Below are 13,160 nucleotides of genomic sequence, written 5' to 3'. Positions count from 1 at the left end.
GCCAGGGGGTTCCGCCGCGGCGACGCGGGTTGCTACGGAGTCGTCAGGGGTTCCGCCGTCGTCAGGGCGCCTCTCCGTCGGCGCGCTCCTCAGCCGAGACCGCCGTGACGACCGCGGTGAGCGTCTCGGGGTCGCTCAGGATGCGGAAGTGCCCGCCGGTCTCGATCCGGACGTTGACCGCGCCCTCGAGCATGCTGCCCTCGGGGATGTGCGGATCGAAGAGGCCGAACACGGAGGTGATCCGCGCGTTCGCTCCGGAGCGGCTCGACAGCAGCAGGGTCGTGGCGTCGCGCGGCGAGAAGGCGCGCAGGCTCCGGAGGACCAGGTAGGGCGCGTAGCGGGAGCCGCCGAACGGGGTCGCCACGGCGACCATCCGGTCGACCCGGCCGTCCGGGTCGAGCTCGGTCATCACGTACTTGCCGATCAGCCCGCCCTTGCTGTGGGCGACGATCACCACGTTGCGGAGCCCGTGCTCGGCGAGGTAGGCGGCCACGTCCTCGGCCGTCCGGGCGACCGGGCGGCCGTTGCGGCCGAGGCTCGTCAGCACGTGGAGAGGGTGCCCGCGCTCGTGCAGCGGATCGATGATCGGGCGGAGGAAGGACCAGGTCTCCCAGATCCCCGGCAGGACCACGACGGGCCGCCGGTCGCCGTCGAGGTAGTCGTCCGGGGCACGGCGCGAGAGGACGCCGCGCACCTGCCAGGCGACGGCGTAGGCGTAGTCGCGGATCCACCAGACGGCGTCGCGGACCAGGCGCCGGAGCCGGCTCATGCGGCCGGCTCCGACCGGAGGGGGAGCGGGGCGGCGGGCCTCTCGCCGAGCGCGGCGGCGAAGCGGAGGATCTCGCGGGCGAGCGCTCCGGGCTCGGTGCGGGGGACGACGTGGCGCGAGCCGGCGAACTCGACGAGCCGCCCCTCGCGCGCGTGGGCCGTGAGCCGCTCGCACCAGTCACGGGTGGCGATCGGATCGTCGCGGCCGCGGGCGACGAGGACCGGCACCTCCAGCCGGGCGACGCGCTCCTGGACCGGATGCCGCAGCATCTCGGGCAGCTGGCGCAGGTACCAGCGCAGGCCGCCGCGCAGGTAGTCGGCCAGCAGGATCGCGTCGACGCCCACCGGCTCGCCGAGGCAGTCCCGCAGCAGCGCGAGCCCCTGGCGGACCGCTCCGGGCCGCTGCGGATCCACCACCGGCCCGATGAGCACCGCGCCGTCGACGAGGCCGGGCGCGCGCAGCCCCAGCTCGACCGCCACCTGCGACCCCATCGAGTGCCCGACGACGACCGCGCGCGAGACGCCCAGTCCGCGGAGGACCTGCTCGACCTGCCGCGCGTGGTCCTCGAGGCCGACCCTCCGCCGCGGTCGCCCGTTCGCGCCGAAGCCGGCGAGGTCGACGCCGATCACCCGGCCGTGCCGCTTCAGGCGGGCGGCGAGCGGCGAGAAGGTGTGGTGCGACATCCCGATCCCGTGGATCAGGACGAACACCGCGCCCGCCCCGGCCGGACCGGTGTCGACCGTCCGCAGCGTGACGCCCTCGACCTCGTGTCGCACGGGGAGGACGCGGCGGGGCGGTGTCGGCAGCATCGTCCCAGGCTAGGGATCGTCGGCCGGCCGCGCGGGGGGATGCGCCCGCTCCCGCCGTGGTCTAGGCCGCGTCCGCCCTGGGGAGGAGCGTTCACCCCGCCGGCGGCCGGCGGTCCCCGCCGAGCGTCCCGTCGTGCCCGCTGTCAAGCGGCTCCTCCGCGGCGGCGCCCCTGCCTAGCCTCGGAGGAGGGGGTCGGCGTGCGCTGCTCCCGGAGGGATGACGCCATGCGGATCGCGATCGTCGGGGCGACCGGCAACCTGGGGACGGCGCTGCTGCGGCGCCTGCACGGCGAGGCCGGGGTGGAGGAGATCGTGGGCATCGCCCGCCGGGCCCCTCGGCTCCGCTCGGAGGAGTACCGCGACGTGCGCTGGGTCGAGATCGACCTCGCGTCGAGCGTCGCCCCGCGGCGGCTCCGCGAGGCCTTCGCCGGCGTCGACGCCGTCGTGCACCTCGCCTGGGCGCTGCAGCCCAGCCACGACGAGCCGTTCCAGCGGCTGGTCGACGTCGGAGGCACCGCGGCCGTGCTCGAGGCGGTCGCCGCCGCGGGAGTCGGCCAGGTCGCCGTCGCCTCGTCCGTGGGCGCCTACAGCGCGGCGCCGAAGTCGATCCGGGTCACCGAGGACTGGCCCACGGGCGGCCTGCACACCTCGACCTACAGCCGCCACAAGGCCGCGAACGAGCGGCAGCTCGACGCCTTCGAGGAGCGGCACCCCGAGATCGTCGTCACGCGCCTGCGCCCGGGGCTCGTCTTCCAGCGCGGAGCGGCGACGGAGATCGCCGGGCTCTTCGCCGGTCCCCACTACCCGACGCGGTGGCTGAAGGCGGTCCGGATCCCGGTCCTGCCGCTGCCGCGGAGCATCGTCTTCCAGGGCGTGCACGCCGACGACGTGGCCGACGCCTTCTGGCGCGCGCTCGACCGGCGCGCCGGCGGGGCCTTCAACATCGCGGCCGAGCCGGTCCTCACTCCGGAGCGGCTGGCGCACGCCTTCGGCGCCCGCCTGGTCACAGTGCCGTTCGGGCTGCTCCGCTCCGTCGTCACGGCGACCTGGCACCTGCGCCTGCAGCGCACCGACGCGGGCTGGCTCGACATCGCGGGCAACGTCCCGGTCATGTCGACCGAGCGCGCCCGCGCCGAGCTCGGCTGGGCGCCGACCCGCACGGCGGAGGAGGCGCTCGCCGAGCTCGTGGCCGGCCTGGCCGACCGCTCGACCGTCCCGGGCTCGCCCCCGCTCCGGGGCTGATCCGGCCGGGAGTCGATCAGAGGCGAGCCCTCGCGGTCAGTCGGCGACGCGGATGAGCACCTTTCCCGTCGCGCCCTGCTCGACCGCGTCGTGGGCGGCCGCGGTCTCCTCGAGCGGGAACCAAGTCAGCGGGAGGCCCGCCTCCTCGCCCACCGGGAGCGCGCCGTCGACGAGCGCCGCGGTGATGTCCTCGGCCGCGGCCTGCAGTGCCTCCTCGCCCACGGTGTAGAGCAGCAGGCCCTGCCAGCGGGCGTTCTTCGCGAAGCTCGCGACGATCGGCACGGTGAACTCGTCGCCGTTGTTGTTCGCGTAGTACCCGATGCTGCCGTGGTTGGCGAGCACCTCGACGTCGAGCGCGGCGTTCTGAGCCGGGGCGACCTCGACCACGTGCTGGACGCCCTCGGGGGCGAGCCCGCGGATCCGGTCGGCGAGCGCGTCGTCCGGGTACTGCAGCACGTGCTGCGCACCGGCCGCACGGGCGAGCCGCTCCTTGGGGTCGCTGCTCACCGTCGCGATGACGGTCGCCCCGGCCCAGACCGCGAGCTGGATCGCGGCGTGCCCGACGGCTCCGGCGCCGCCCTGGACCAGGACGGTGCGGCCGGCGAGGGTGCCGGGCGCGAGACGGGAGGGGCCGTGCTCGTGCACGGTGAGGGCGCGGTGGGCGGTCATCGCGGGGACGCCGAGGCTCGCGGCGACGTCGGCGCCGACGCCCTCGGGCAGGCGCACGACGTGCTCGGCGGCGAGCACCGCCGACTCCTGCGCGGTGCCGGTGGGGCGGCGGTGCGCGGAGAGGTACATCCAGACCCGGTCGCCGACGGCCAGGCCCTCGACGCCCTCGCCGACCGCCTCGACGACACCGGCGCCGTCCTGGTTCGGGACGACCTCGTCGAACGCGAGGTCGCCGTCGGCGCGTGCCTTCCAGTCGGTCGGATTCACGCCCGACGCCAGGACGCGGACGCGGACCTCGCCGGCGCCCGGCGCCCGCTCCTCCCGGTCGACGAGGGAGAGGACGGAGGAGTCACCGGTGCGGGAGTAGACGATCGATCGCATACGGAGGGCAAGGAGTGCGGGCGGCGGTGTATTCCCGGCGGCACGACGAAGGGCGGCGGGCCCGGAGGCCCACCGCCCTGTCAGCGCCGACGGATCAGTGCTGCACGTCCTCCTGGACGGCGTGCTTGGCCTCGCGGGCCGAGTCCTTCACGTCGTCGGTGGCGGAGGTGCCCGCCTCCTTGACGTTCTGCGCGGCGTCGGTCGCGGTCTCCTTGACGGAGGCGAAGGCCTGCTGCGCGGGCTCGCGGAGCTCGCTCGCCGCCTCCTTGGCCGCGTCGGTCACCTTGTCGACGACCGGCTGGGCCTGCTCCTTGACGCGGCTCGCCGCCTCCTTCTCCTTGCTGGAGGCGGGGATGAGCGAGGCGACGAGGAGTCCGGCGCCGAGGGCGATGAGCCCCACGGCGAACGGGTTGCCCTCGGCCTTGGCCTTCGCCGAGCCCGCACCGCTCGAGAGCGAGTCGGAGGCGTCGTGCGCCGAGCCCATCACGCGGTCGCGGACGGAGCCCACGGCCGACTTGACCTTGTCGGTCTGACGCTGCGCGATGGCGGACGGGCTGACCTTCTCGGCCAGCGCGTCGACGTCCCCGCCCAGCTCGAGGCGCGTGCGCTCGATGTCCGCCCGGATCTCCTCGGGTGTCTTGTTCTGTCCTGCGTCGTACGTCATCGTCTTGCCCCGTTCGGCTTGAGGGTGTCGGGAATCTTCTTGAGGGAGTCGACCGTCTCGGGAGCGCCGTCGACCTGCTTCAGGCTCTTGCGGCCCACCGCGTAGAGGATCGCGGCCACGATCGCCCAGATGACGGCCACTACCACTCCGGACCAGCCGTTGCCGATCAGAGTGCCCAGGCCCCACCAGAGGGCGATCGAGAGGAAGAGCACGGCCATCAGCGCGGCGTAGCCCGCCCCGCCGAGGAGGCCCGCTCCCTTGCCCGCCTTGCCGGCGGACTCCTTGAGCTCGGCCTTCGCGAGGGCCATCTCCTGGCGGATCAGCGTGGAGAGGTCGCGCGAGACCTCGCCGAGCAGATCGCCCAGCGACGTCGACCCGGCCCGCTGGTCGGGCGTCTCCGTCGAGCGGTGGACGCCCGTCGGGTCGGTCACAGCCGGCCGCCGTTCGGGAAGCCGCCGTCGAGCGGGTCGGCGACGGGCTCGGTCGGCGCGTAGTCGCGCTCGAGGGAGCTCGAGCCGACGGTGCCGTAGGCGGACGCGACGGGCGCGTCGTACGCGGAGGCGTCGGAGTACGCGGTGGTCGAGGCGGGGGCGTCGAACTCGGGCCCGTCGGTGCGGGTGCTCGTCGCCTCCTTCTCGTCCTTCGCCTCGGCGGTCAGGGCGCGGATGAGGCGCCCGCCGACGAGTCCCGTCGCCGCGGCGATGAGGATGAAGGCACCCGGGCGGCGGCGGGCGAACGCGCGGACGTCGTCGAGGAGCTCGGACGGGTCGCGGTTCTCGAGCCACGAGGCCACACCCTGCACGCGGGTGGCCGCCTGGGAGACGAGCTTCGCGGCGGCGTTGTCGCTGCCGCCCTCGCCGTTGGCCAGCGCGGTCAGGTCGTCGCTGAAGGCGCGGGCGCCCTTGGCGGCGTTCTCCTTCTGGGCGTGGGCCTGCTCGGTGAGCTGGGTGCGGCTCTGGTCGTAGAGGTCCTTGACCTGGACCTTGGCCTCCTGGACCACGTTGGCGGCCTCGTCCTTGCCGGTCGAGAGCACTTCGCTCGCGGCCTGCTTGGCGTCGCCGGCGACGGCGCCGGCCTGGTCCTTGGCGGTGCCCGCGGCGGCGCTCGCCTTCTCCTTCGCGGAGTCGGCTGCACCGCCCGTGGAGGAGCCGGAGGACGTGTCCGTGGGGGCGACGTGCGCCCCGCTGTCGGTGGGGGTCTCGGTCGCGCCGAAGTTCGCGGCGCCGTCTCCGAACGGAGGTGAAGCGGGATCGATGTTCGACATCGTCTGTCCCTTCCAGGATCGAGTGGGGGATGAATGCGTGCCGGCGTCGCCAGTCTGTTCGGGCCCTCGAGTACCGGGAAGGGCATAGCGGCTGACCCCCTGTTGGGGCTACCATCCCGCGCCCACGAGGGCGGGTCCCGAGGGCCCGTGGATCGACTGCTCAGCCACCGCGTCAAGCCCCTTCTGACCCGCGAACAGGGCTCCCTACCGTCGAGAGGACAGACATCGGACGTCCGCACCCGGATCCGCCCGGCTACCCCGGAAAGGCAACCAGTCATGTTCTTCCACCGTCAGGAACTCCAGTTCACGTCCACGCCCTCGAAGCCCGACGCGGTCTTCGCCCGCCGCTTCCAGGAGGTGCTCGGCGGCCAGTACGGCGAGATCACCGTGGCGATGCAGTACGGCTTCCAGGCCTGGAACGCCCACGACCCGGGCAAGTACCGGGATCTGCTCTTCGGCATCGGCGCCGAGGAGTTCGGCCACGTCGAGATGATCGCCGTGATGATCGCCCAGCTGCTCGAGAAGGCCCCGGTCGAGCAGTCCGAGGACGCGATGAAGAAGGACCCCGTGCTCGCGGCGGTCATCGGCGGCTCCGACGTGCAGCACGCCATCGTGGCCGGCGCCGGCGCGCGCCCCGTCGACAGCATGGGCAACCCGTGGCAGGGCTCCTACATCACCGCCAGCGGCAACCTGCTGGCCGACTTCACCGCCAACGCGAACGCGGAGATGCAGGGCCGGCTCCAGGTCGCCCGGCTCTACCACATGACCGACGACCACGGCGTGCGCGACCTCCTGTCGTTCCTCCTGGCCCGCGACACCATGCACCAGAACCAGTGGATCGCGGCGGCCGCCGAGCTGCGCGCGGAGGGCCGGGAGGACCTGCCCGTGCCCTCGAACTTCCCGATCTCGAAGGAGGAGCGCTCCGTGTCGTACGAGTACATCAACTTCTCGGACGGAGCAGCGGCCTCCGAGGGCAGCTGGGCCTCGGGCCCGACCCCGGACGGCAAGGGAGAGTTCAGCTACCGTGTCGCGGAGCCCGGCGGCAACGTCCCGATGCCTCCGCCCACGCAGCCGGACGAGCGCCTCTACGGCACCGACCCGAAGCCGAACATCGTCGAGAAGGCAGTGGGGGCCGTCAAGGACGCGGTGACGGGCAAGTGAGCGCCGCACGGGTCCTCGGGGCGCTCGGCGCCTCCGCCCTGACGATCGGCCTGCTGGCCGGCTGCACCGGCGACGCCCAGACGCCGTACCAGTCGGGGAGCGCGGTGCCCACCAGCGCCGACGACGGATCGTCGCAGACGCCCACGAACGCGCCCTCGCAGTCCGCTCCGTCCGAGTCCGCCACCCCGGCGACCTGATCCCGCGCCCTCGACCGGCCGGCACCGGTCGAGGGCGCGAATCATCGCAGTCCAGCGGGCACCCGGGCAAGCCCCTTCCCGCTCCCAGGAAGCGGGCAGTTCCCGGTCCTACGGTCGTGCCAACGATCAGCGAAGGAGGCACCACCATGGGGCTCGATGACAAGATCAAGAACGCCGCTCAGGACATCGCCGGCAAGGCGAAGGAAGCCCTGGGCGACCACAAGAACGACGACAGCCTGAAGGCCGAAGGCCAGAAGGACCAGGCCGCGGCCTCGGCCAAGAAGGCCGGCGAGGACGTCAAGGACGTCTTCAAGTAGGTCTCGGCAGTACCGCGAAGGCGGCGCTCCCCTCGGGGGGCGCCGCCTTCGCTGTTCCCCGGCTAGGGGTGCAGGACGACCTTGATGCAGCCGTCCTCCTTCTTCTGGAAGGTCTCGTAGAGGGCCGGAGCGTCCTCGAGCGGCGCCCGGTGGGTCACGAGGTCCATCACGCCGAGCGGATCGGAGGAGTCCTCCACCAGCGGCAGCAGGTCGTCGATCCAGCGCTTCACGTTGCACTGGCCCATCCGCACCGTCACCTGCTTGTCGAACATCGACTTCAGCGGCATCGGGTCGGCCTCTCCGCCGTAGACCCCGCTCAGCGACACGGTGCCGCCGCGGCGCACCAGGTCGAGGGAGGCGTGCACTGCGGCGAGGCGGTCGACGCCGACCGTGTCCATCGCCTTGCGGGCGATCGGGTCGGGCAGGAGCCCCGCCATCGACTGCGCGAACGAGCCGACAGGCGAGCCGTGCGCCTCCATGCCGACCGCGTCGACGACGGAGTCGGGGCCGCGCCCGTCCGTGAGGTCGCGCAGCTGCGCGGCGATGTCATCGGACAGGTCGAACGTCTCCACGCCGTACCGCTCGGCCATCGCGCGCCGCTCGGCGACGGGCTCCACGGCGAGGACGCGGTAGCCGCGGTGGGCGCCGATCCGCGCCGCGAACTGGCCGACCGGGCCGAGTCCGAAGACGACCAGGGTCCCGCCGTCGGGCACCTGCGCGTACTCCACGCCCTGCCAGGCGGTGGGCACGATGTCGCTGAGGAAGAGGTAGCGCTCGTCCGGCAGGTCCGTGCCGACGACGATCGTGTTGTAGTCGGCCAGCGGCACGCGGAGCAGCTCGGCCTGCCCGCCGGGGACCTGGCCGTACATCTTCGTGTAGCCGAAGAGCGCCGCTCCCGAGCCGTACTCGGTGACCTGCGTCGTCTCGCACTGCGACTGCAGCCCTCGGCGGCACATGAAGCACTCGCCGCAGGCGATGGTGAAGGGCACGACGACCCGGTCGCCGGGCTTCAGGGTGGTGACTCCGGAGCCCACCTCCTCGACGACGCCCATGGGCTCGTGGCCGAGCACGTCCCCGCGGTCGATGTAGGGCCCGAGGAGGCGGTAGAGGTGCAGGTCGGAGCCGCAGATCGCGGTCGAGGTGATCCGGACGATCGCGTCGGTCGGCTGCTGGATGCGGGGGTCGGGGACGGTCTCGACCGAGACCTTCTCGATGCCCTGCCAGGTGAGTGCTCGCATGCTCGTGTCCGTTCTCCGGCTCGCGCCGGTCGGGGTCGGTGTCCCTCCACCGCACACCCGGAGGGCGCCGAGGGGGAGGGGCTTGACGCTCCCCGGAGCGTTCCCGAGGGGGATTCCCGGGAGAACGCACGGACGTGCATCCCGCGTTCACCCGACTCACGGCGGCCGAGTGGTGGGATGGGGGGATGGATGCTCTCTACACCGCCATCGCCCACGCCTCCGGTGGAGGACGCGACGGCCACGTCCGCACCGAGGACGACCGTCTCGACCTCGACACCCGCGCCCCGCAGGAGCTCGGCGGCTCCGGCGAGGGGACCAACCCCGAGCAGCTGTTCGCGGCCGGCTACTCCGCCTGCTTCCTCAGCGCCCTGCACGGAGCCGGTCGCCAGCTGAAGATCGACACGACCGACGCGGCCGTCTCGGCCAGCGTCTCGATCGGGAAGAACGACTCCGACGGCTTCGGCCTCTCGGTCGAGCTCGACGTCTACGTGCCGAAGGCGAGCTCCGAGGACGCGCAGAAGGTGGCCGATGCGGCGCACCAGCTCTGCCCGTACTCCAACGCCACCCGCGGCAACATCCCCGTGCAGATCAACCTGGTCGACTGACCGGGCCCTCTCGACGGCCCCTCCCGGACTCCGGGCAGGGGCCGTCGTCGTGTCCGGGGGCGGTCCGTTAGGGTCGGGGCATGACCGAGGAGCTGTCGCACGAGGAGCCGTCGCACGAGGAGTCCCTGGCGCGGGCCGAGCTCGTGCAGATCCGTCAGAGCATCGACAACATCGACGCGGCGCTGATCCACCTGCTCGCCGAGCGCTTCAAGTTCACGCAGAAGGTCGGCCGGCTGAAGGCCGCGCACGGGCTGCCCGCCGCGGACCTCGAGCGCGAGGCGCGCCAGATCGCGCGGCTGCGGGCGCTCGCCGAGGAGTCGCACCTCGACCCGGCGTTCGCCGAGAAGTTCCTCGGGTTCATCGTCGCCGAGGTCATCCACCACCACCAGCGCATCGCCGACGGCGCCGAGGACTGAGCCTCAGCCCTCGATCCGCAGCAGCCCCGCCGTGCGCTCGCGCAGCACGCCGAGCAGCAGCGGGTAGTCGGGGAAGAGCTGGTCGCGCCGCAGCGTCGGCACCCGCAGCCCGAGGGGGACCTCCGTGATGCGGCCGTTCGTCTCGGTGAGGGTCAGGCGGAGGCTCCGGCTCCCCGTCGGGCTCGAGGCGACGACCGAGCGCAGAGCCTCGAGCGGGAAGATCAGCCCGTCGATCTGGATGGCCGACTCCGACACCACGATCGAGCCCGGCAGCCCGGGCCGCAGCGCCAGCCGCGCGGCGACCAGCCCGAGCGGGAGGGAGAGCGCCACGACGACCGCCCCCAGCGCGATCTGCGCGCGGTCGCCCGACGGGGATCCCGCGAGGGCGACGGCCAGGACGCCGGCGGCGAACGCCTCCGTGGCGACGACGACCAGGGCGACCGCCCGGCGCTGGAGCGGAGCGCGGTGCGGCCGGAAGCGGACGGCCGAGGCGGGCCCGGCCAGAGCGGGCGGCAGGGCGTCGCGGACGCGGGCGGCGGCGCCGAGGTCGGCGAGCAGGGCGGCGAGGTCCTCCGGGCGGAAGTGGCCGCAGCGGACCTCGACTCCGTCTCCGCGGCACCAGGCGACGAAGCCGTCGCCGTCGGCGGACTCGAGGAAGCGGACCGACCGGCGGGGCCACTGCTCGCGGCGGCGGCGGCCGCGCATCAGCACGACCTGCGTCTCGGTCGTCATCACGCGGGTGGGGGAGACGACGAAGAGCGAGACCGCCGAGGCCAGTCCGATGACGACGGTGAGGGCGAGGAGCCCGAGCGCGAGCACCGACTCGTCGAGGACGCCGCGGCGGTCCGCGAGGACGGCGAACGGGATGAGCACGGCCGCGAGGCCGGCGCCGAGGAGCCGCAGGAGGAGGGCGCGGAGGCGTCGCAGGACCGACGGGCCGTACACCCGTCGCGTCCGGATCGCCATCGGTTCCGACTCCATCGCGTCAGGCTAGCCCCGGCCGGGACCGGTCGCCCGGAGAGGCGCGTCGGTGGCGCGATCCTCGCGCCACCCGTCCCCGGTTCGGGGGAGGAGTGGCGCGAGGCGCGGCCTACGCCTCCGCGGTGCGGTGCAGGGCGCGGACCGAGACGACCCGGCGACGGGCGATCGCGGCGACGGTGAGCAGCAGCCCGAACAGCAGCCAGATCACCAGGCCGACGACGGCGCCGGCCGTGCCGTCGGTGCCCTCGACCACTCCGGACAGCGCGTTCTGCGCCGCCGAGAGCGGCAGGAACCCGAGCACGTCGTCGAACAGCCCGGGGACCGTCGAGATGATGCCCGCGCCGAGCGCGATCACCGCCGCGACCATCGCGAGGAAGCGGCCGATCCCTCCGAGCAGGGCGACCAGCCCCTGGTTCACCGCGGCGAACGAGGCGCCGGTGAGCATCGCCAGGAGGGCGAAGCCGACCCAGCGGCCCGGCTCCAGGCCCGCGACGCCGCTCATCACGATCGCGACCGCGAGTCCCTGCACCACGCCGATCACGAGCGCCGGCACGTAGGAGGAGAGGGCGAGCGCCGCGGAGGAGCGGGTCGAGGAGAGTGCACGGTGCGAGAACGCCGCGAGCACCAGGAACGTCGCGAGGGCGCCGAGCCAGAGGGCGATCGTCGCGAAGAACGGGACGCTGGAGGCTCCGAACAGGTCGGTCGCGCTGCTCGCGTTCTCGACCGGGTCCGAGACGACGTCGGCGAGGTTCGTCGACTCCGACTCGGTGTAGGTCGGGAGCTGCGCGACCGCGGCGTCGAGGCCGGTCGCGAGCGTGCGGGTGCCGTCGGCGAGCTGCACGGCGCCGTCCGAGACCCCGCTCGCGCCGTCGGCGAGCTGGTCGGCTCCGTCGGCGGCGGAGGAGGCTCCCGCGGCGAGGTCGGCGGCACCGCCCGCGGCGGTGGTCGCGCCGGTCGCGAGGTCGCGGGCGCCGGCCGCGGCGGTGGTGGCGCCGGTCGCGAGCTGCGCGGACCCGGCCGCCGTGGTGTCGAGGCCGTCGGCGAGCTGGGACGCTCCGTCCGCGGCGTCGTCCGCGCCGTCCGCGAGCTGCGTCAGGCCGCCGGACAGCTGTCCGATGCCCCCCGAGAGAGTGCGCGCGCCGGTGGCGGACTGCCCGACCGCGTCGATCAGCGAGGGCTGCCCGTCGCCGCCGAGGCGGATGCCCGCGTCGATCCCGGCGACGGCTCCCGCGGTCGTCGTGGCGAGGGTGGTCGCGCCGGTGGGTCCGCCCGCCGAGGCGATGACGGCGCGCGCGGCGAGGCACTGCGTCGTCTCGCAGCCCTCGAGCGCGGCGCTGAGCGCCTCGAAGGTCCCCGCAGTGGCGGCGGCGGCGCCGGCGCTGAGGGCGGCGACCTGCTGGGTCCCGTCGCCGGTCCTCACCACTCCCTCCCTCAGCTGGTCGAGCCCGTCGGCCAGGTCGGAGGCGCCGCCCTGCAGCGCGGTCGTCTTGGTCGCCGAGTCGCGGGCGCCCGTCGCGAGCTGTCCCACTCCGCCGGAGAGGCCGCGCGCACCGGTGGCCAGCTGCGCGACTCCGCCGGAGAGGTCGGAGGCTCCGGTGCCCAGCTGCCCCACGCCGTCGGCGAGGGACGAGGCTCCGGTGCCGATCTGCCCGACGCCGTCCGAGAGCGAGGAGGCGCCGGTGGCGAGCTCGTCGATCCCGTCGGCGAGGCTGCTGGTGCCGTCGGCGAGGGTGGAGGCGCCGGTGCCGAGCTGGTCGGCGCCGTCGGCGAGCGTGCCCGCGCCCTCGGCCGCCTGGCCGATCTGCTCGTTGAGGGTGTTGAAGCCGACGTAGACGTTCTCGAGGTAGGCCGTGGTCAGCTGCGTGTTGAGCAGCGACGTGGCGGTGCTGGTCACGGTGGCCGAGATGGCGTCGTCGACGAGCTTGGCCTTCTCGCTGGTGGCGATGTCGATGGTCGCCTTCGTCGCCTCCGCGGCGTCGCCGGAGTACGAGGTGGCGGCGGCGGAGAAGGACGAGGGGATCGTCACGACGGTCGCGTAGCTGCCGTCGGCGAGGCCCTTGGCGGCGTCGTCCTTGTCCGTGAGGACCCAGGTGAAGTTGCCCGTCGAGTCCGAGCCGGAGACGTTGGGCACCGGGGTCGTGCTCGCGGACGGCGTCGCGCTCGCCGAGGGGGTGGAGGAGGGGGCGTCCGAGCTCGCGGAGTCGGTGCCGCCCGTCACCAGGCCGGCCGCGAGCTGGCGCCCGAGCGGCACGGTCTGCCCGTTGATCTCGACCGGGGTGTCCTCGTTGACCACGGCGGCCGTGATCGTGTCGAGTCGCTCGGTCGGGTTCCACAGCGCCCACACCAGGAGGCCGCCGATGACGAGGGGGACCAGGACGATCCCGAGAAGGGTCAGCCAGGACACCTTCTTGACGCCGCGGGGGCGTTCGAGGGAGAGGAGAGCCATC

The 13,160-nt window shown here is 73.8% G+C and carries 15 protein-coding genes; 6 read left to right on the top strand and 9 right to left on the bottom strand.

Annotation, left to right across the window (positions count from 1 at the left end):
• Positions 1-61: 61 nt before the first annotated feature.
• On the bottom strand, positions 62-769 hold the full coding sequence (locus C5C29_RS07750; RefSeq protein WP_104222772.1) for a triacylglycerol lipase: 708 nt from the start codon (positions 767-769) through the stop codon (positions 62-64).
• Positions 766-1,578, bottom strand: a complete 813-nt coding sequence (locus tag C5C29_RS07745; protein WP_104222771.1) for an alpha/beta fold hydrolase — start codon at positions 1,576-1,578, stop codon at positions 766-768. The genes C5C29_RS07750 and C5C29_RS07745 overlap by 4 nt, the downstream gene beginning before the upstream one ends.
• A gap of 225 nt (positions 1,579-1,803) precedes the next feature.
• On the opposite strand from C5C29_RS07745, the gene C5C29_RS07740 reads away from it, so the two are divergent.
• The gene (locus tag C5C29_RS07740) at positions 1,804-2,820 is read left to right on the top strand and encodes an NAD-dependent epimerase/dehydratase family protein (protein WP_104222770.1); all 1,017 of its coding nucleotides are present in this window, start codon (positions 1,804-1,806) and stop codon (positions 2,818-2,820) included.
• A 36-nt stretch (positions 2,821-2,856) separates the two neighbouring features.
• On the opposite strand, the gene C5C29_RS07735 is transcribed toward C5C29_RS07740, so the two are convergent.
• From C5C29_RS07735 to C5C29_RS17440, 4 genes are all read right to left on the bottom strand, one after another.
• Positions 2,857-3,870, bottom strand: a complete 1,014-nt coding sequence (locus C5C29_RS07735; protein WP_104308197.1) for an NADPH:quinone reductase — start codon at positions 3,868-3,870, stop codon at positions 2,857-2,859.
• A 94-nt stretch (positions 3,871-3,964) separates the two neighbouring features.
• Positions 3,965-4,534 (bottom strand): DUF3618 domain-containing protein, encoded by a 570-nt coding sequence (locus tag C5C29_RS07730; protein WP_104222768.1) that lies wholly within the window; start codon positions 4,532-4,534, stop codon positions 3,965-3,967.
• The gene (locus C5C29_RS17445) at positions 4,531-4,965 is read right to left on the bottom strand and encodes a phage holin family protein (RefSeq protein ID WP_104308196.1); all 435 of its coding nucleotides are present in this window, start codon (positions 4,963-4,965) and stop codon (positions 4,531-4,533) included. Before C5C29_RS17445 ends, C5C29_RS07730 begins: the two co-directional genes overlap by 4 nt.
• Positions 4,962-5,798, bottom strand: coding sequence for a hypothetical protein (locus C5C29_RS17440; protein WP_104222766.1), 837 nt, complete (start codon positions 5,796-5,798; stop codon positions 4,962-4,964). Before C5C29_RS17440 ends, C5C29_RS17445 begins: the two co-directional genes overlap by 4 nt.
• Positions 5,799-6,074: 276 nt before the next feature.
• Between C5C29_RS17440 and C5C29_RS07715 the strand changes: the two genes are divergently transcribed.
• The 3 genes from C5C29_RS07715 to C5C29_RS07705 all read left to right on the top strand — a co-directional run bounded on the left by C5C29_RS07715 (position 6,075) and on the right by C5C29_RS07705 (position 7,473).
• A complete protein-coding gene (locus C5C29_RS07715; protein WP_104222765.1) occupies positions 6,075-6,959 on the top strand; it encodes a manganese catalase family protein in 885 nt (294 codons plus the stop codon).
• Positions 6,956-7,156, top strand: a complete 201-nt coding sequence (locus C5C29_RS07710) for a hypothetical protein (RefSeq protein WP_104222764.1) — start codon at positions 6,956-6,958, stop codon at positions 7,154-7,156. Before C5C29_RS07715 ends, C5C29_RS07710 begins: the two co-directional genes overlap by 4 nt.
• A gap of 146 nt (positions 7,157-7,302) precedes the next feature.
• Positions 7,303-7,473, top strand: coding sequence for a CsbD family protein (locus C5C29_RS07705; RefSeq protein ID WP_104222763.1), 171 nt, complete (start codon positions 7,303-7,305; stop codon positions 7,471-7,473).
• Positions 7,474-7,535: 62 nt separating this feature from the next.
• Here C5C29_RS07705 and C5C29_RS07700 read toward each other — a convergent pair whose 3' ends face one another.
• The gene (locus C5C29_RS07700; RefSeq protein ID WP_104222762.1) at positions 7,536-8,711 is read right to left on the bottom strand and encodes a zinc-dependent alcohol dehydrogenase; all 1,176 of its coding nucleotides are present in this window, start codon (positions 8,709-8,711) and stop codon (positions 7,536-7,538) included.
• Between the two features lie 185 nt (positions 8,712-8,896).
• Here C5C29_RS07700 and C5C29_RS07695 point away from each other — a divergent pair, with 185 nt between their 5' ends.
• A complete protein-coding gene (locus tag C5C29_RS07695; protein ID WP_104222761.1) occupies positions 8,897-9,316 on the top strand; it encodes an organic hydroperoxide resistance protein in 420 nt (139 codons plus the stop codon).
• Positions 9,317-9,396: 80 nt separating this feature from the next.
• A complete protein-coding gene (locus tag C5C29_RS07690) occupies positions 9,397-9,732 on the top strand; it encodes a chorismate mutase (RefSeq protein WP_104222760.1) in 336 nt (111 codons plus the stop codon).
• 3 nt (positions 9,733-9,735) lie between these two features.
• Here the strand turns inward: C5C29_RS07690 and C5C29_RS07685 are convergent, their stop codons facing one another.
• Positions 9,736-10,713 carry a hypothetical protein gene (locus tag C5C29_RS07685; protein WP_146076942.1) on the bottom strand — a complete coding sequence of 326 codons (978 nt, stop codon included), beginning with the start codon at positions 10,711-10,713 and terminating at the stop codon, positions 9,736-9,738.
• 109 nt (positions 10,714-10,822) lie between these two features.
• Positions 10,823-13,159, bottom strand: a complete 2,337-nt coding sequence (locus C5C29_RS07680) for a YhgE/Pip domain-containing protein (protein WP_104222758.1) — start codon at positions 13,157-13,159, stop codon at positions 10,823-10,825.
• Position 13,160: the final 1 nt, after the last annotated feature.

The sequence above is a fragment of the Rathayibacter sp. AY1H2 genome (assembly GCF_002931985.1).
Lineage (GTDB): Bacteria > Actinomycetota > Actinomycetes > Actinomycetales > Microbacteriaceae > Rathayibacter.
This window is presented reverse-complemented; position numbering and strand designations above follow the sequence as displayed.

Excerpts from the sequence above, each read along its gene's own strand:
- C5C29_RS07750 (WP_104222772.1), bottom strand. The coding sequence starts at position 769 with ATGAGCCGGCTCCGGCGCCTGGTCCGCGACGCCGTCTGGTGGATCCGC.
- C5C29_RS07745 (WP_104222771.1), bottom strand. The coding sequence starts at position 1,578 with ATGCTGCCGACACCGCCCCGCCGCGTCCTCCCCGTGCGACACGAGGTC.
- C5C29_RS07740 (WP_104222770.1), top strand. The coding sequence starts at position 1,804 with ATGCGGATCGCGATCGTCGGGGCGACCGGCAACCTGGGGACGGCGCTG.
- C5C29_RS07735 (WP_104308197.1), bottom strand. The coding sequence starts at position 3,870 with ATGCGATCGATCGTCTACTCCCGCACCGGTGACTCCTCCGTCCTCTCC.
- C5C29_RS07730 (WP_104222768.1), bottom strand. The coding sequence starts at position 4,534 with ATGACGTACGACGCAGGACAGAACAAGACACCCGAGGAGATCCGGGCG.
- C5C29_RS17440 (WP_104222766.1), bottom strand. The coding sequence starts at position 5,798 with ATGTCGAACATCGATCCCGCTTCACCTCCGTTCGGAGACGGCGCCGCG.
- C5C29_RS07715 (WP_104222765.1), top strand. The coding sequence starts at position 6,075 with ATGTTCTTCCACCGTCAGGAACTCCAGTTCACGTCCACGCCCTCGAAG.
- C5C29_RS07705 (WP_104222763.1), top strand. The coding sequence starts at position 7,303 with ATGGGGCTCGATGACAAGATCAAGAACGCCGCTCAGGACATCGCCGGC.
- C5C29_RS07700 (WP_104222762.1), bottom strand. The coding sequence starts at position 8,711 with ATGCGAGCACTCACCTGGCAGGGCATCGAGAAGGTCTCGGTCGAGACC.
- C5C29_RS07695 (WP_104222761.1), top strand. The coding sequence starts at position 8,897 with ATGGATGCTCTCTACACCGCCATCGCCCACGCCTCCGGTGGAGGACGC.
- C5C29_RS07690 (WP_104222760.1), top strand. The coding sequence starts at position 9,397 with ATGACCGAGGAGCTGTCGCACGAGGAGCCGTCGCACGAGGAGTCCCTG.
- C5C29_RS07685 (WP_146076942.1), bottom strand. The coding sequence starts at position 10,713 with ATGGAGTCGGAACCGATGGCGATCCGGACGCGACGGGTGTACGGCCCG.
- C5C29_RS07680 (WP_104222758.1), bottom strand. The coding sequence starts at position 13,159 with ATGGCTCTCCTCTCCCTCGAACGCCCCCGCGGCGTCAAGAAGGTGTCC.